The organism is Hydromonas duriensis (genome assembly GCF_004363775.1).
Lineage (GTDB): Bacteria > Pseudomonadota > Gammaproteobacteria > Burkholderiales > Burkholderiaceae > Hydromonas > Hydromonas duriensis.
Genome location: NZ_SNZE01000025.1, coordinates 1 through 15,404 on the forward strand (window position 1 = coordinate 1; position 15,404 = coordinate 15,404).

Consider the following 15,404-nt stretch of genomic DNA (forward strand, 5'->3'; position numbering starts at 1 on the left):
TCGTTGTCGACAGCAACTTCGACGGCAATCAGCACGGTAGATAGCAATGTCAATTCATTGTCAACAACGACTTCTGCAGGCTTGAGCAGCACCAACAGTTCGGTGGCTTCATTGTCAACGGCAGTATCATCAGGCGTTTCGACAGCATTGAGCACAGCAGTTAGCACCGCGACCAGCAGCGTGAACTCGTTGTCGACAGCAACTTCGACGGCAATCAGCACGGTAGATAGCAATGTCAATTCATTGTCAACAACGACTTCTGCAGGCTTGAGCAGCACCAATAGTTCAGTTGCTTCATTGTCAACGGCAGTATCATCAGGCGTTTCGACAGCATTGAGCACAGCAGTTAGCGCGTCGACCAGCAGCGTGAACTCGTTGTCAACAACGACTTCATCGGCGATTAGCTCAACCAATAGTTCAGTTGCTTCATTATCAACGGCGGTATCATCAGGCGTTTCGACGGCATTGAGCACAGCAGTTAGCACATCAACCAGCAGCATGAACTCATTGTCGACAGCAACTTCGACGGCAATCAGCACGGTAGATAGCAATGTCAATTCATTGTCAACAACGACTTCTGCAGGCTTGAGCAGCACCAACAGTTCAGTGGCTTCATTGTCAACGATGGTCTCGTCAGGCATTTCAACAGCGTTGAGCACGACGGAAAGCAACATCACGTCATTGTCGACTTCAACGTCAACGGGCTTGAGTACAGCGAGCAGCGCCATTGCTTCATTGTCTTCAGTGACGGGCGGCTCAGTATCATCATTGTCAACAAGCTTGAGCAGCACGAATAGTTCGGTGGCTTCATTGTCAACGATGGTCTCGTCAGGCATTTCAACTGCGGTATCGAGCGCAATGTCAACAGCGTTGAGCACGACGGAAAGCAACATCACGTCATTGTCGACCTCAACGTCAGCGGGCTTGAGCAGCACGAATAGTTCGGTGGCTTCATTATCAACAGTTGTATCATCGGTTGTCTCTACTGCAGTCTCAAGTGCGGTGTCAACAGCCTTGAGCACAGTTGATAGTTCGGTAGGCTCGTTGTCAACAATTACATCGACTGGATTTAGTACGACGAATAGCAGTCTTTTCTCGTTATCAACATCCACTTCAACGGGCTTTGTATCTGTTAATAGTGCTGTCGCTTCATTGTCAACGTTAAGTTTCTCTGGTTTCTATACAGTGAATAGTGCCGTTGCATCGTTGTCCACTATCACAGGTGCTTCTATCGCTTCGTTGTCTACGGTTGTCTCAAGCATGGGCGCAGGTGGTTCAACTAACAATAGCGCGGTCGGTTCGTTGTCAACCTCAACCTCAACAGGGTTTAGTTCAAGCAATAGCGCGATTGCATCATTGTCTACAGGTGTCTCTACTGCTGTTTCAACCGTTATATCAACGGCAGCGTCAACAGCTTTGAGTACGGTGGAGAGCGCAGTCACCTCATTGTCAACCACAACTTCGACTGGCTTGAGTACAGTAGAGAGTACCGTTACTTCATTGTCAACGACATCGTCGACAGGCTTTAGTACAGTGGACAGTTCGATAGCCTCATTGTCTACGGTCGTTTCTTCGATAGGCACGGATGGTTCAATGACCTCATTGTCAACCTCAACCTCTACAGGTCTGAGAGAAACTGGAGATACATTGACATCGCTCTCGACGATTATAAATAACGTTTACGAAAACGGTTTGAAGTACATGCAAGTGAATGCAGAGGAAGGTTCTAATGCGGCTGTTGCTGAAGGCCTCAATTCGATTGCGATAGGACCTGAGTCGATTGCAAGTGGTGAAAGCTCAATTGCGCAAGGGCATGGAGCAACGGCAAGTGGAACTGATTCGATGGCTTTTGGTACTAATTCGGCTGCGTCAGGTGAAAGCTCTGTTGCCATTGGTGCAAATTCAAGTTCCTTTGCGACCAATTCTGTTGCCTTAGGTGCGGGTTCAGTGGCTGATCGTGACAACACAGTTTCAGTTGGCTCGGTAGGCAATGAGCGTCAAATTACTAATGTGGCAGCGGGTACAGCACCAACAGATGCTGTGAATGTAGGGCAATTGAATGCGTTGAAAGGTCAGGTCGATTCAGATATTAAAGACCTTAAAGGCGGTATTGCAGCGGCCTTGGCTCTTGAAGCTGCGCCAGCGGTTGCAGGCAAGTTCACAACGTATATGGGCGTCGGTCACTACGATGGTCAATCCGCAATTGGTATTTCTGGACGTAAAACATCAGATGATGGACGCTGGAGTATATCAGGTGGTGTCACTGCATCTCAGCAAGGTAAAGTAGGCGCTCGCGTTGGCTTCACTAAGGTTTGGTAAGGTTTGTAAACGACGCTTTTGCGACTCCCTCGACTCATAAGGAAGAGGGTGTCGCAAAAGCATTTACCTAACCGAATAGCTTAATTTAATGTTAATTGAAGTATGAAAGACTAAATGATGAAAAGAGCCTTAAAAATATTATCAGGTGTAGCGTTTATCCTGTCTTTGTTGAGTATGGGGGCATACGCTCAAGGTACGGCACAAAGCTCAACAGCTGTGACCTTTCCAGAACTCAAATCAAGTTATCTGAAAACGGGTGATTTTGTAAATTTGGAAAATTTAAGAAAAGTGGCGGCGGGTTTACATAAAGACCAAATTCGTCTCTTACTGGGGAATCCTCATTTCAGTGCAGGTGTTGCTAATCCAAGAATTTGGAATTATGCCTTTAATTTTTATACTGGAAGCATGGGGGCTGAGTACGCGATTTGTCAATATCAGGTGCACTTTGATAAGGCTCAGCGCGTTCAAGCTGTTTATTGGAAAGATCAGCAGTGCGCCAATTTTTTGATTGAGAAAAAGCCCGTAGCTGCAGCACCTCCTGTGCGTGAGCCATCGACAAAAACGATGAGTTTGTCAACAGATGGACTGTTTGCATTTGGTCGGTCTGATTTGAGTCGTTTGCGCCCGTCTGATCAAGAAAGTCTTCAGCAATTGCTGTCGCAGATTCAGTCAAGCTCAATCAAATTGAATTCGATTTTGATTACTGGCTATACGGATCGTTTGGGTTCCGATGCTCAAAACATGGCACTATCGAATGCGCGTGCTGTCTCAGTAAAAAACTATTTGGTTAGTCGGGGTATCCCCCCCAATTTGATTTTTACGCAAGGCCGTGGTGCTGCAGATCCAGTCGTTGATTGCCCTGGTCGTAAATCACCTAAGGTCATCGCATGTTTGATGCCCAATCGACGTATCGAAGTGCTTTTAAGAGGCGAGAGCTAATGATGACTCCTGTCGATGGGCGTTTCCTGAATAAGTCAGTGTTGGATAATAAAATTACGCTCATTGCAGGGCTTTAAAAAATCAGTACCTGTTGCTTACACCCATTTACCCATCAACGCATCCATGATGCGTTGTTTTTTTGAGGGTACTTTGTTGAATTGTTGCACTTGAACATTGAATGCGTCAGTAGCCGAATGGTACGGATTTAAATGTTTGAACCGCGGTGATGTCACCACGGCCTTGTTCAAGCAGATGTCGAATTCAATGTTTGATGCGCGCGCGATTCATTCCCCCATGCTTGCTCTCATTGCCCGTATAAAAATAACAATGGGCATGCTGCCCGTTAGTACTTAAGCTAAGGAGAAGGCAGAGTAATCAGCGACGTCCCAAGACCACTCCACGCAAAATTAGAGTTTGTATCAATTGAATATCATATGGTGTTGTATGGCGATTTGTGCAGCGTGTACTTGAGCAAGTGAGGCAATGGCTTGGGACACAATTACTACTCCGCATCTTGACTGTCGAGCGTGTTGGTGTTTTTTATTCTTAATAAAAAATTAGAATAATTAAATAAATTTATATTATTTTTAATTATAAAAAATGGTGCCTATAATCAGCAACATCAGTTTTTACTTACGGTCATGATTCAGTTTGAACATTGTATGAAAAGGTGCGTTCAGCGTGTGAGTCGTGTGTTGTTAAATATTTTTTAGATGGTAGAGGAATGTTATGAAAATTAGACACTTAGACTTGGATGAGCAAGAGATTAACTCAGAGCATCAGACTTTAGGGTTGCCGCCGATTGAGTACGAGGTGACTCACGCCAAGGAGCATCCAATTTTAAAACTGGCGACCTATTTCGTTGTTGCGACTTTGGTTGCTTTGACGGTGTATTTGGCATATCGATTGTTTTTAGGGCAACATAGCCAAAGTGGTTTTGAACTCATCGGTGAGGCATTGCACAACCCGTTGTTTTGGAGTGCTTTGTTGGTCGGTTTGGTTGCGCAAGTGATTGATGGGGCTTTGGGTATGGCGTATGGCATCACATCAAGTACTTTTTTGTTGGCTTTTGGTGCGCCGCCTGCGTTGGCGAGTGGGGCCACACATCTGGCAGAGGTGTTCACAACAGGTGTGTCGGGGGTGTCTCACTTGCGCTTGGGCAATGTCAATAAAAAGTTGTTTTTAAGTTTGGTGATTCCAGGCATCATGGGTGCGCTATTGGGCACGTATATTTTAACCAGCATCGATGGGAAAGTGCTCAAGCCGTACATCACGATTTATTTGTTATTGATGGGCTTGTATGTGCTGAGTAAAGCATTCCGTAAATTTAAAATTCACCATGACATCAATATTAAAAAAATAGTGCCTTTGGCGATTTTAGGCGGCTTTGTCGACACCACGGGAGGTGGTGGCTGGGGGCCTGTGGTGACCACATCTTTGGTTGGGGCGGGGCATAACCCTCGTACCACAATCGGTTCGGTGAATTTTGCGGAGTTCTTTTTGACGATTGCGGTCGCCGCCGCTTTCTTTTCGATATTGGATGCGAGTGTGTGGGTGATTGTGGCAGGGCTTGTGGTTGGTGGGTTGTTTGCCGCACCATTTGCAGCCTATGCGACCAAGCACTTTCAGACGAAAACACTGCTGATTCTAGTGGGGACGTTGATTAGTGTGGTCAGTTTGTATAATTTGTATAAATTATTTGCATGATGTAAAAACGAATACGTATACAGAGACCAAGCGCTCATAACAGAACGCTTGTTTCTGTATACGGCCGATTTACATATGGTTGCCCAGCAGCGCGCCGCAGGCCGCTACAGATAGAGCAAGTGTCAAAAATATAGCGGCGTATTTAATGGCATTCAACGCATCCATGATACGTTGTGCTTTTTCCGAGGGTGTTTTGTCGAGTTGCTGTACCTGAAAACTTAAGGCAGCCAGTAGCCAAATCGTGCGGATTGAAAAAAAGCTGCTGAGCACGAGCAGCCCCGCTGCAACTGCCACCGCGATAGGCTGGTGCAACGGTGCGGTCGCCAGCACACCCATTAAAGCAACCAAGGCGGCCGAGGCCAGAACGCTGGCCGCCATAATGGCATTGCGTAGGGTTTGAACAGCCGTGATGTCGCCACTGCCTTGTTCAATCAGATGTCGAATCCAATTTTCGATGTGTTCGCGATTCATTTTGTTCCCAAGGTTTTTTTAGTAATGCTCATGCTCGCAATCATTGCCAGCACAAAAACTCCGACGGGCATGCCCCCCGTTAAGATTGAAGCCAAAGCAGGGCCAGGGCAATACCCCGCGATGCCCCAACCGATGCCAAATAAAACCGAACCCGTTATCAGCTGAGCATCAATGTCTGTGCGCCTGGGTAATATGAATTCAAGTGCCAGCATTGGACGATGAGCACGTTTTGCCCACCATGAAAAGCCAAATAATGTCACCAGTACAGCGCCAGCCATGACAAAAGCAAGGCTCGCATCCCATGCGCCGAAGTGAGCAGGCGCAATTATACCGCCGACGTTTAAAAAGCCGCGCACTTTATCGGGCTGAGTCATGCCTGAAATAACCAAGCCCACGGCGAATAAAAAACCGATTAAAAAAGCCGATACGATGGCCCAAGCTGGATGTGAACGTGTGTGCATGAGACCTCCGATTAAAAATTCATCAACGTCACAGTCAGCATGCCCGCCGCCATGAACGTCAATACGGCCACCAATGAGCGGCGAGACAGCCGACCTAAGCCACATACGCCGTGACCGCTGGTGCAACCTGAGCCGAGAACCGTACCCACGCCGACCAAAATGCCCGCTAATGCCAAACCACCGTAAGACAATGTGGGGGCGTGTATTTCAATAGACATCACGTCAGTGGTGACACACCCGCCCACAACCAACCCGACAACAAAAGCTATGCGCCACCAGCGGTCGAGCTTGGGTGATGCGGGTGAATGCGCAGACGGATAAAACATGCCCGACACAATGCCGCTGATGCCCGCGACACGCCCAAGTATGACCAATAACAAAACGCTGGACAGCCCAATCAATACGCCACCAAACAATGCCCATTTAAAATCCATGATGTCATCCTTCTGTAGGTTGTATAAAAAGCTAGACAAGATGATACCCCTAGGGGTATATTAACGCAACTGTTTTAATTGCATTTCAATTGTGTTTTTTGTACGCATTGAACCACTTGTTTGATAGGAAATCATATGTCACAACTGACCCAAGCCAGTAAAAAGAAAGCCTTGAAAGACAGGCTTGCCCGCGTTGAAGGCCAATTGCGGGGCGTGCAACGTTTAATTGATGACGAGGCGGACTGCGAAAAAATTGCACAACAGCTCAGTGCGGCCCGTAAAGCGCTGGATAAATCATTTTTCACAATGGTCGCTTGCATGATTGAGCAACAAAACTTACCCGCCGACAAAGTGGCGCAAATGTTGGCTAAATTTGCTTAGTCGCCCAGATGCGACATTCAAAGAGATTAACAAGAGGAGAGAACGATGAACGCTAAATTGAACACACAACCCAATCCAATCCAATTGTTTGACCCTGTGTCCAGTACCTACACTTATATTTTGTATGACGTACATAGCCGAGATGCGCTCATCATTGACCCCGTGGAGGAGCAACTGGAACGGGACTTATCCGTACTGCGTGAGAATAATTTACATCTCGAGTGGATTGTTGAAACCCATGCACATGCAGACCACATCACCAGCGCAGCGCGTTTGGCAGAGCATACAGGAGCGAAAACGGCCGCGCCAGAGTTGTGCCATATTCGCCCCGCGACCCTACAGTTGCAAGATGACGCAACCTTGTGTTTTGGCAGCGAAACCATTAAAGCATTACACACCCCTGGTCACACAGCAGGCAGTATGAGTTTTTATTGGGCAAGTCATAAAGCTGTATTCACTGGCGACGCTTTATTGATAAATGGCTGTGGCCGTACTGATTTTCAATCAGGCAACGCAGCCGCTCTGTATCACAGTTTAACCGAAGTGCTGTTGACATTGCCCGAAGACGTCGTTGTCTACCCAGGGCACGACTACCAAGGTCAAACGCATTCGAGTATTGGTGCAGAAAAACGACACAACCCTCGCGTGGCGGGTAAATCCGAGGCCGAATTTATTGCCATTATGAACGCACTCAACTTACCACAACCTAAACGCATCAATGAAGCCGTTCCCGCCAACTTAACGCTGGGCATTCGTCATGACGCAGGCGGCTCGCCTTTGCCCGCAGTTGAAGGCTATGCGGGCGACATTTCACCGCAACTGGCTTATGACTGGTGGAAACAAGGTGATGCGGTGCTTGTTGACGTGCGCACTGATGCTGAACGAGAATGGGTTGGTTTTGTACCCGATGCCGTTGTTGTGGCATGGAAACACTCGCCTGATATGCAGCTTAACCCGCATTTTGATGATGTGTTAAAGGCGCAGGTTGTATCGGGAAAAAAAGTGTTGTTTATGTGTCGCAGTGGCATTCGAGCCATCGCGGCTGCGCGTCGCGCCACCGAGCTCGGATTTGAGTCATACAATATTATTGGTGGTTTTGAAGGCGAGTTAGACGCGCATGCCCAACGTAATCACCTCAATGGCTGGCGCGTCGCGGGTTTACCGTGGCGGCAAAGTTGAATATCCTAGGCAATGCGCCCCAATTGGTTCGAGTGAATTTGATGCCACATTTGACGGACATTGATTGCAAACAACTGTACCATGAAGGGGTCAGTGTACTGAATCTGAACAATATGGTTCGTTTTGCATGAGTGACAGACAACTGTACATCAATCACGCCGTGTATACAGATTTAAAACTTATTCGCTGACTGTTGTCCCATCATTAACCATCTCAATTGGAGGTTCAAGATGACTACCGAACAGCGTTTTGATTCATTCGCCAGTTTTTATCCGTTCTACCTTGGAGAGCATCGCAACTCTATTTCGCGCCGCTTGCATTTCATTGGTACCAGCATCGCTGTGTTGTTGCTGTTGAGGGCCTTATTCACAGGGGAGTGGCTGTTGTTGCCGATTGCGCTGGGGCAAGGTTATGCGTTTGCTTGGGTGGGGCATTTTTTCTTTGAGCACAACAAGCCCGCCACATTTAAATTTCCACTGTACAGCTTTATGGGCGATTGGCGTATGTGGTCGGACATGTTGCGTGGCAAAGTGCCGTTTTAAATCAATCAAGGAGGATGCATGAGTCAAAGCACGTTATTACATACATTGTTTCAATACAAATCGTGGGCCAATCAAGAGTTGATAACCGCCTTGCGTCAAATTGATGCGCAGGCACATCCCAAGTCTTATCGTCTTGCTGTGCGTCTGCTCAATCATACGCATGTGGTGGATTGTATTTTCGCGGCGCATCTGACAGGAGCGACGCACTCGTACGAGGCAACCAATACTGTAGAAACGCCCAGTATTGATGAGCTCGCCGCAGCTCTGGATGAGATGGATGGCTGGTTGATTCACTATGTTCCGACACTCACGCCCGAACAGTTAAGTGAAAAGATTGAGTTTACTTTTACCGACGGTAAAGCGGGTCGCATGAGTCGTGAAGAAATGCTTGCGCATCTTGTGACGCATGGCAATTATCACCGTGGAGCGATTGGACGGATTTTATCCGAAATGTCAATAACACCGCCGCGCGATATATTCACAGGCTGGTTGCATCGTGGATAAATTCATTTTGGTCGGCAAAAAACAGTGGCTGTGAGAACATGAACCTTTTTGCTTGAGGCGCGAGTCGTCGCCTAAAATCACGCCAATTTGTTATAATTCGTTTCACTTCAAGCCCCGCGCCCGCAGGGCTTTTTTAATTATTGATTGATTGTCTATGATAACCCTGACCAACCTTCGTCTCCAACGGGGCAACAATGTCTTGCTACAAAAAGCCAACGCGCGTATCGATACGGGTCAATCTGTTGGGCTGGTTGGGCGCAATGGCACGGGCAAATCAAGTTTGTTCGCGTTGCTGCGTGGCGAGTTGCTGGCTGACGAGGGCGACGTGTATATCCCCGCGAACTGGACGATTGCCCATGTGGCACAGGAAATGCCAGAAACCGAGGAGTCTGCGCTTGATTATGTACTGGCGGGGGATGCGGAGCTAACCGCGCTCAACGCGCAGCTGGCGCAAGCCGAAGCGGATAATGACGGCGAGGCGATGGGTTCGATTTATGCCGAGTTGACCCGCATTGATGCGTACACCGCACCGTCGCGGGCGGCGCAGTTGCTCAATGGTTTGGGTTTTGCCCAAGCGGTTCAAAGCAACGCGGTGCGTTCGTTTTCGGGTGGTTGGCGCATGCGGTTGAATTTGGCGCGTGCATTGATGTGTCGCTCAGATTTATTACTGCTGGATGAACCGACCAATCACTTGGATTTGGATACGGTATTGTGGTTGGAAAATTATTTGAAAACCCATCCTGCGACTAAAATTATCATTTCGCATGACCGCGATTTTTTGGATGCTTTGTGTTCGCACATCATAGAGACGGCGCAACAAACCTTGACTTCATACAAGGGCAATTACAGCACTTACGAGCGCACGCGGGCAGAGCGTTTGTCGCAACAAAATGCCTTGTATGAACAGCAACAACGCCACGTGGCGCATTTGCAAAAATACATTGACCGTTTCCGTGCGCAAGCCACCAAAGCGCGTCAAGCGCAAAGCCGTATCAAGGCGCTTGACCGTTTAGAAATGATTGCGCCTGCGCATTTGGATTCGCCGTTTAGCTTTGAGTTCGCCGCACTGGCGGACTTGCCGAATCCACAGATGCAGGCGGATAAATTGAATTTAGGCTATGGTGACACGCCGCTATTGGAGCAGATTGCATTCACCATTCAAAGCCAAGACCGCATCGGCTTGCTCGGTATGAATGGTGCGGGTAAATCAACGTTAATTAAAGCCTTGGCGGGCGAATTGAAGCCGTTGTCAGGTGAAATTGTCAACGCGCCGAACTTGCGCATTGGTTATTTTTCGCAGCAGCATTTGGACACCTTGCGCGAAAATGAGTCGCCGTTGTGGCACATGATTCGCCTTGCGCCCGATGAAAATTACCAAAAATTGCGCAACTATTTGGGTGGTTTTAACTTTGGTGGCGACCGCGTGACCGAGTCAATTATCAATTTTTCGGGGGGCGAAAAAGCACGGCTGGCATTGGCGTTATTGATTTGGCAAAAACCGCATCTGCTCCTGCTGGATGAGCCAACCAACCATTTGGATTTGGACATGCGGCACGCGCTGGTCATGGCGTTGCAACAGTTTGACGGGGCGTTGATTGTGGTGTCACACGACCGCAGTTTGCTGGCGAACTGTGTCGACCAATTTTGGCTGGTGGCCGAACGAACGGTTAAGCCTTTTGATGGTGACTTGGATGATTATCGTGAGTGGTGCGCAAAAAGCTGGCAGTTGCAAAAGCAAGCCAATCACGCGCCCAAAACTGAAACGGCTAAAAACAATGCGCCCGCACCCGCAGCACATTCAGGTAAAAGTCGAGCCACCATTGAATTTGAGAAAAAAAAGCTCACGCAAACCATCACTAAACTTGAGAAGCAAATGGGTCAAATGCAAAATGAATTGGCGCAATTACAAGGCTGGCTGGCTTCTGAGCACGCATACGCCAGTGATAAGCAAGATGAGCTGGCTGTAGCGATTGCGCGCAGTACTGAGTTGACAGAACTGTTGTCACCACTTGAGGAGGAATGGTTAAATGCGCAGGCAGAACTGGACGCGCTGTGATTCGTAACCATGATGTCCATGATGTGTGTCAATAAAAAACAAAAAAGCGCAATGTTTAATATTGCGCTTTTTTATTCAGTGAATGAACAGAATCGCTGGATTATTCCGCTGCTTCGTTAAAACCCATGCCGCCGATGACTTGACGGAAGCCGCCATCGACATAAATGATTTCGCTGGTAATGCCGCTCGCCAAATCCGATAACAAAAATGCCGAGGTGTTACCCACGTCTTCGATGGTTACGTTGCGGCGCAAGGGCGCATTTTGTTCGACAAAATTCAAAATTTTACTAAAGCCTTTGATGCCAGAAGCCGCTAGGGTTTTAATCGGGCCCGCTGACACGCCGTTGACGCGCACTCCGCGTGGGCCGAGGCTTTCAGCGAGGTAACGTACCGAGGCTTCGAGGGAGGCTTTGGCAAGACCCATGGTGTTGTAATTGGGCACGACTTTGTCCGAGCCGAGGTAGGTCAAGGTAATCATGGCGGCGCGGTTAGACAACATCGGTAAAGCGGCTTTTGCCAATGCAGGGAAGCTGTAGGCAGAAATGTCATGGGCAATTTGGAAGCCTTCGCGTGACAAACCATCTAAAAAATCGCCCGCAATGGCTTCGCGTGGTGCGAAACCAATCGCGTGAACCAAACCATCCAATTGATTCCAAGACTTACCCAGTTCGGTGAACACCGCGTTGATTTGCTCATCGCTGGCGACATCGCATTCAAAAACCAAGTTGGAATTAAACTCTTTGGCGAATTCGGTGATTCGGTCTTTAAAACGCTCGCCGACGTACGTAAATGCCAGCTCAGCTCCTTCGCGGTGGCACGCTTGTGCGATGCCATAAGCAATTGAGCGGTTGGATAATAAACCTGTGATGAGGATGCGTTTGCCTGCTAAAAAAGCCATGTTTTCTCTCCATTTTAGTTGCAAGGCCTGTGAAGCTATGAACCTATTGCGCCCACTGTGACCTTGAGTTGATGAGTTGAGTCGTTGCCGATTCATGCGTCGACTGGACTGATGACGCGCCATTGTACGTGAAGCTCAACCGAACGTTGCCAATTTTTAGTGGACGGTCGTTCGGTGAGCAGGTTCAGCTTTACTTTTTAGCGGTCGGTTTTTGAGTGCTTTTTTGAGCGCTGGTTTTTTTATCTTCTACCTTTTTTTGAGGCGTTGTTTTGCTCTCAGGTTTTTTAGGTGGGGTCGTTTCCACGGGTTTATTTTTAGAGGGGGTGGGTTTAGGTGGGGTATCTTTGCCTTTAACCTTCTCGCTGTCCTTGTTGACCTGTTTGCTCGCATTCGCTAGCGTTTTGTTGTTTTTGTCTTTTGCAGCTGGCGTTTCAACGATTTTTTTGTTGGCGGTCGATTTGTCAGCGCCTTGGGTTGGTTTGGTCGTTGTTTTTGCTTCGGCGGTTTTCTTGGTCGTAGCACTGGCTTTGGTGTCAGGTTTATTGGTTTTGCTCGTTTCTACGGTTTTTGCCTTATTTGCAGTCGGTGCTGCTTTGGCTGTCGTTGCCGTCGCTTTGTTCGCTGGTGTTGCGGGCGTGTAGTTGACGCGAACGATTTTTGCCTGAGACAGGGCTTTTTCGGGTGCTGTTACGGGTTTAACGTTAGATTTGGGGGCGTTTAATGCAACGGTTTGTTTGGTCTTGGCGACGGCGTGTTCTTCCTTGGCGACGGTGCTTATGTCGGCGGCATTTTCTTGTTCAGCGATTTTGAACACGGCGGGGTCCAAGGGCGTCAAAGCAGGGTTGAACGACTCAGCGGCTACGCTCGGTGGCTCAATTGCAGCAACGGTGTTGTTCTGTGGTGCGGGTTGAAGCGTATTCGTCGCTAATGCAGGGATGCTTGGTGACGCCGATTCTGTTGTGGGTGCAGTCAGCGACGCTTGGTTCGGTTCGGGTGTTGCTTGTGCCGATGCGGTTTCTTTGGCGACATATACGGTTGGTGCGACGTGGTTGAATGACGTTTGTGATGTCGCTATTTGTGTGGGCGGTGTGGCTTCAACTGGGGTCGCAAGCGCCACAGGCGCAGGTGTGGGTTCAATGATGCGAGGGGTCACCACAGGCGGCATTGTCGGCTGTTCAACTGTGGTTGGAACGCTCGTGCTGTTGCCTGCAATCAGCGCACCGTTTGCAGGCGTGGGGTCGTTTAATGTCAGGTTGCTGCTTTTAATCAATTGCGCCAAATCGTCATCTTTGTTTGACAAGGCCAGCCCGATGTTTGATTTGGATGGCGTGTTGTCAGTAAAAACGGTGCTTGGACTGATGATGCCGCTGCGTTCTTGACGTGTCAACTCATCTGCATTGGCAACGAAAACAGGGCTTTCTACCGCATAATCATCACCAAAGCCAATGCCACCTGCGGTGGTGACTAAACTTGAGTTTAATGCTTGATAAGGAATGTCTTGTGAGGGTTTGTTGGTGGTACGCGGAACGAGGAGTGTAGAGTTCGCTTTGACATAATTGTGGTAGGGCGGGATGTTATTTAAATAACGCAAGTTATCTGCAATGGTGTTAAAGCGAGCGGCAATGTCGCTTAAAGATTCTGCGCTGTAAGTTGAATAGGTGGTCAACGTGGCAAGGGGTTTGGATGAATCGGCGAAGGCTTTGCGCACCACATCGGCTCGGTCGGCGGGTACGAGGATGCGACTGCCCAATGAAGCTGCAATGACGCCTTTTTTAAAGGCAGGGTTAATGCGCTTAAAACTGTCCAAATCCATTCCTGCGAGTTCGGCGGCTTTGCTGACATCAATGTCGCGACCCACCACGATGGGTTCGTGACGCAAGTTATTAGAGACGTCGGGCAAGCTGATGCCAAAACGTGCAGGGTCGGCCACAATGTTTTTAATGGCCTGCAATTTGGGTACGTACTGGCGGGTTTCTGCGGGCATGCGAATGTCTTCGTAGGTGCCAGCGTAACCAGCCGCTTGTGCGCGGCGCACCGCTTTAGTGACATTGCCTGGGCCCCAATTGTAAGCGGCCAAAGCAAGATGCCAGTCACCAAACTGATTGTACAGTCGTTGCAAGAAACTCAGAGCCGCATCGGTTGAGGCCACGACATCATTGCGTTGATCGGCAAATCGATTTTGTTGCAAGGAAAAATCCAAACCTGTGGCGGGCATGAACTGCCACAAGCCCGAGGCTTTAACAGGTGAGCTGGCGGTGGTGACAAACGCCGATTCGACAAAAGGCAACAAAGCGATTTCACTGGGCATGTGACGCTTTTCGACCTCATTCATGATGAGGGGCAGAAAGTCGCCAGAGCGAGCGGCCATGCGACCAACGTAGTCTGCGCGCGTGGCGTAATATTGTTCTTTGCGTGCGACTTCGTCATTGACTAAATCGGGCATGCCGAAATTATTGCGCACGCGCTGCCATACATCTTTTGACGTGCTGATATTGCCGTAATCAGAAGAGCTGTGATTGTTGATGCGATGCGAGTCCGCGTTGTAGTTGTCACCATTGCTGGCGCACGCGGCAATTAACAGCGCACTGGCGCAAACGGTTAAAGTGCGCGGGTTCAGTGGAACGATGTTAAAAAGCCGAAAAATCAATTGTTTGAGCATACAAATCCTAAGTGGCCCCGTTGTCAATCAAGGGCGCTTTTGTATCAAAAGTTGTTTTTCAACTTTCGACACAGTGTAAACGCATCCAGCGGCGAATCAATGCGTACATTTTTTTCGCCGCGACGCATCGCGAATTCAGTTAAGGCAGCGACCCAGTTGCTTTCAAAAGCAATGCAACGCATGTAGGGGTTGATGCGTTTCTCCAGTCCAAGATGGGTGGGTAGGCTGGGCATGTTACGCTGGCGAGCATATTTTACCTCATTATGATACGAGACCGTAGCGTCATGGCTTGAATCTATCGCCAAAGCATAGTCCAAATTAGCCAAGGTGTATTCATGAGCACAAGCAATGCGAGTGTCTTCGGGCAGCTGTATTAAGCGAGTGAAAGAGCAAAATAATTCCTCAATGGTACCATCGAATACACGACCACATCCTGCAGAAAATATGGTGTCGCCACAAAAAAGCACGGGTTGTTCAACCCCATTGTCTAAAAAATAGGCGACATGGTCGTAAGTGTGCCCGGGTGTGGCTAACATCTGTACGCGCATATTAGAACAACTCAACTCAAAAGAAGCGGGCGCACCCCATACCTCCGTCAACTCACGGATGCGTTGCGAACCGCCCACGACTCGACCTTGAAGCAAAGGCAATAAGCCGCGAATGCCCTCAATGTGGTCATAATGATGGTGTGTGACCAATATATCCGCCAGTATCAGTTGGTGTTGGGTAAGGTAGGCGTCTACAGGTTCAGACAGCGACGGGTCAATGACCCACGCGTGCTTTTGGTTATGGATAATCCACGTGTAGTTGTCATCACGACAGGGGATGGGAAAAAGTATGTAGGGCATAGTGTT

Annotated in this window: 17 protein-coding genes; 8 read left to right on the forward strand and 9 right to left on the reverse strand. The window is 48.6% G+C overall.

Going from position 1 to position 15,404, the window contains the following annotated elements:
- Together DFR44_RS11435 and DFR44_RS11440 are read right to left on the reverse strand one after the other, a co-directional pair.
- A partial coding sequence (locus DFR44_RS11435; protein WP_162845232.1) for a hypothetical protein occupies positions 1-1,112 on the reverse strand: 1,112 nt, incomplete at its 3' end.
- Positions 1,113-1,178: 66 nt separating this feature from the next.
- Positions 1,179-1,583 (reverse strand): hypothetical protein, encoded by a 405-nt coding sequence (locus DFR44_RS11440; RefSeq protein ID WP_162845233.1) that lies wholly within the window; start codon positions 1,581-1,583, stop codon positions 1,179-1,181.
- Between the two features lie 10 nt (positions 1,584-1,593).
- Here DFR44_RS11440 and DFR44_RS11445 point away from each other — a divergent pair, with 10 nt between their 5' ends.
- Together DFR44_RS11445 and DFR44_RS09400 are read left to right on the forward strand one after the other, a co-directional pair.
- A complete protein-coding gene (locus DFR44_RS11445; RefSeq protein WP_162845234.1) occupies positions 1,594-2,319 on the forward strand; it encodes a YadA family autotransporter adhesin in 726 nt (241 codons plus the stop codon).
- A 114-nt stretch (positions 2,320-2,433) separates the two neighbouring features.
- Entirely contained in the window at positions 2,434-3,258 is an 825-nt protein-coding gene (locus DFR44_RS09400) for an OmpA family protein (protein WP_133621322.1), read from the forward strand.
- Between the two features lie 95 nt (positions 3,259-3,353).
- Here the strand turns inward: DFR44_RS09400 and DFR44_RS11450 are convergent, their stop codons facing one another.
- Positions 3,354-3,494, reverse strand: a complete 141-nt coding sequence (locus DFR44_RS11450; protein ID WP_162845235.1) for a hypothetical protein — start codon at positions 3,492-3,494, stop codon at positions 3,354-3,356.
- Between the two features lie 493 nt (positions 3,495-3,987).
- On the opposite strand from DFR44_RS11450, the gene DFR44_RS09405 reads away from it, so the two are divergent.
- Complete coding sequence (locus tag DFR44_RS09405) at positions 3,988-4,965, forward strand: sulfite exporter TauE/SafE family protein (RefSeq protein WP_133621323.1); 978 nt, start codon at positions 3,988-3,990, stop codon at positions 4,963-4,965.
- A 69-nt stretch (positions 4,966-5,034) separates the two neighbouring features.
- Here the strand turns inward: DFR44_RS09405 and DFR44_RS09410 are convergent, their stop codons facing one another.
- The 3 genes from DFR44_RS09410 to DFR44_RS09420 are packed head-to-tail and all read right to left on the reverse strand — an operon-like array spanning position 5,035 to position 6,331.
- Positions 5,035-5,436, reverse strand: a complete 402-nt coding sequence (locus DFR44_RS09410; protein ID WP_133621324.1) for a DUF599 family protein — start codon at positions 5,434-5,436, stop codon at positions 5,035-5,037.
- Positions 5,433-5,897 carry a DUF6691 family protein gene (locus DFR44_RS09415; protein ID WP_133621325.1) on the reverse strand — a complete coding sequence of 155 codons (465 nt, stop codon included), beginning with the start codon at positions 5,895-5,897 and terminating at the stop codon, positions 5,433-5,435. The genes DFR44_RS09410 and DFR44_RS09415 overlap by 4 nt, the downstream gene beginning before the upstream one ends.
- An 11-nt stretch (positions 5,898-5,908) precedes the next feature.
- A complete protein-coding gene (locus DFR44_RS09420) occupies positions 5,909-6,331 on the reverse strand; it encodes a YeeE/YedE family protein (protein ID WP_133621326.1) in 423 nt (140 codons plus the stop codon).
- 135 nt (positions 6,332-6,466) lie between these two features.
- On the opposite strand from DFR44_RS09420, the gene DFR44_RS09425 reads away from it, so the two are divergent.
- The 5 genes from DFR44_RS09425 to DFR44_RS09445 all read left to right on the forward strand — a co-directional run bounded on the left by DFR44_RS09425 (position 6,467) and on the right by DFR44_RS09445 (position 10,993).
- Positions 6,467-6,712, forward strand: a complete 246-nt coding sequence (locus DFR44_RS09425; RefSeq protein WP_133621327.1) for a metal-sensitive transcriptional regulator — start codon at positions 6,467-6,469, stop codon at positions 6,710-6,712.
- Between the two features lie 45 nt (positions 6,713-6,757).
- Complete coding sequence (locus DFR44_RS09430) at positions 6,758-7,891, forward strand: MBL fold metallo-hydrolase (protein WP_133621328.1); 1,134 nt, start codon at positions 6,758-6,760, stop codon at positions 7,889-7,891.
- A 230-nt stretch (positions 7,892-8,121) separates the two neighbouring features.
- Complete coding sequence (locus DFR44_RS09435) at positions 8,122-8,433, forward strand: Mpo1-like protein (RefSeq protein WP_133621329.1); 312 nt, start codon at positions 8,122-8,124, stop codon at positions 8,431-8,433.
- A gap of 18 nt (positions 8,434-8,451) precedes the next feature.
- Positions 8,452-8,937 carry a DinB family protein gene (locus DFR44_RS09440; protein ID WP_133621330.1) on the forward strand — a complete coding sequence of 162 codons (486 nt, stop codon included), beginning with the start codon at positions 8,452-8,454 and terminating at the stop codon, positions 8,935-8,937.
- Between the two features lie 154 nt (positions 8,938-9,091).
- Positions 9,092-10,993 (forward strand): ATP-binding cassette domain-containing protein, encoded by a 1,902-nt coding sequence (locus DFR44_RS09445; protein WP_133621331.1) that lies wholly within the window; start codon positions 9,092-9,094, stop codon positions 10,991-10,993.
- A 100-nt stretch (positions 10,994-11,093) separates the two neighbouring features.
- On the opposite strand, the gene fabI is transcribed toward DFR44_RS09445, so the two are convergent.
- The 3 genes from fabI to gloB all read right to left on the reverse strand — a co-directional run bounded on the left by fabI (position 11,094) and on the right by gloB (position 15,398).
- Positions 11,094-11,891 (reverse strand): enoyl-ACP reductase FabI, encoded by a 798-nt coding sequence (gene fabI / locus DFR44_RS09450; RefSeq protein ID WP_133621332.1) that lies wholly within the window; start codon positions 11,889-11,891, stop codon positions 11,094-11,096.
- Positions 11,892-12,081: 190 nt separating this feature from the next.
- Entirely contained in the window at positions 12,082-14,550 is a 2,469-nt protein-coding gene (locus DFR44_RS11725) for a transglycosylase SLT domain-containing protein (protein WP_133621333.1), read from the reverse strand.
- A 44-nt stretch (positions 14,551-14,594) separates the two neighbouring features.
- Positions 14,595-15,398 (reverse strand): hydroxyacylglutathione hydrolase, encoded by an 804-nt coding sequence (gene gloB, locus DFR44_RS09460; RefSeq protein WP_133621334.1) that lies wholly within the window; start codon positions 15,396-15,398, stop codon positions 14,595-14,597.
- Positions 15,399-15,404: the final 6 nt, after the last annotated feature.

Bases quoted from the DNA above. Each gene is read 5' to 3' on its own strand.
- DFR44_RS11445 (WP_162845234.1), top strand. From the start codon at position 1,594: ATGACCTCATTGTCAACCTCAACCTCTACAGGTCTGAGAGAAACTGGA.
- DFR44_RS09400 (WP_133621322.1), top strand. From the start codon at position 2,434: ATGATGAAAAGAGCCTTAAAAATATTATCAGGTGTAGCGTTTATCCTG.
- DFR44_RS09405 (WP_133621323.1), top strand. From the start codon at position 3,988: ATGAAAATTAGACACTTAGACTTGGATGAGCAAGAGATTAACTCAGAG.
- DFR44_RS09410 (WP_133621324.1), bottom strand. From the start codon at position 5,436: ATGAATCGCGAACACATCGAAAATTGGATTCGACATCTGATTGAACAA.
- DFR44_RS09415 (WP_133621325.1), bottom strand. From the start codon at position 5,897: ATGCACACACGTTCACATCCAGCTTGGGCCATCGTATCGGCTTTTTTA.
- DFR44_RS09420 (WP_133621326.1), bottom strand. From the start codon at position 6,331: ATGGATTTTAAATGGGCATTGTTTGGTGGCGTATTGATTGGGCTGTCC.
- DFR44_RS09425 (WP_133621327.1), top strand. From the start codon at position 6,467: ATGTCACAACTGACCCAAGCCAGTAAAAAGAAAGCCTTGAAAGACAGG.
- DFR44_RS09430 (WP_133621328.1), top strand. From the start codon at position 6,758: ATGAACGCTAAATTGAACACACAACCCAATCCAATCCAATTGTTTGAC.
- DFR44_RS09435 (WP_133621329.1), top strand. From the start codon at position 8,122: ATGACTACCGAACAGCGTTTTGATTCATTCGCCAGTTTTTATCCGTTC.
- DFR44_RS09440 (WP_133621330.1), top strand. From the start codon at position 8,452: ATGAGTCAAAGCACGTTATTACATACATTGTTTCAATACAAATCGTGG.
- DFR44_RS09445 (WP_133621331.1), top strand. From the start codon at position 9,092: ATGATAACCCTGACCAACCTTCGTCTCCAACGGGGCAACAATGTCTTG.
- fabI (WP_133621332.1), bottom strand. From the start codon at position 11,891: ATGGCTTTTTTAGCAGGCAAACGCATCCTCATCACAGGTTTATTATCC.
- DFR44_RS11725 (WP_133621333.1), bottom strand. From the start codon at position 14,550: ATGCTCAAACAATTGATTTTTCGGCTTTTTAACATCGTTCCACTGAAC.
- gloB (WP_133621334.1), bottom strand. From the start codon at position 15,398: ATGCCCTACATACTTTTTCCCATCCCCTGTCGTGATGACAACTACACG.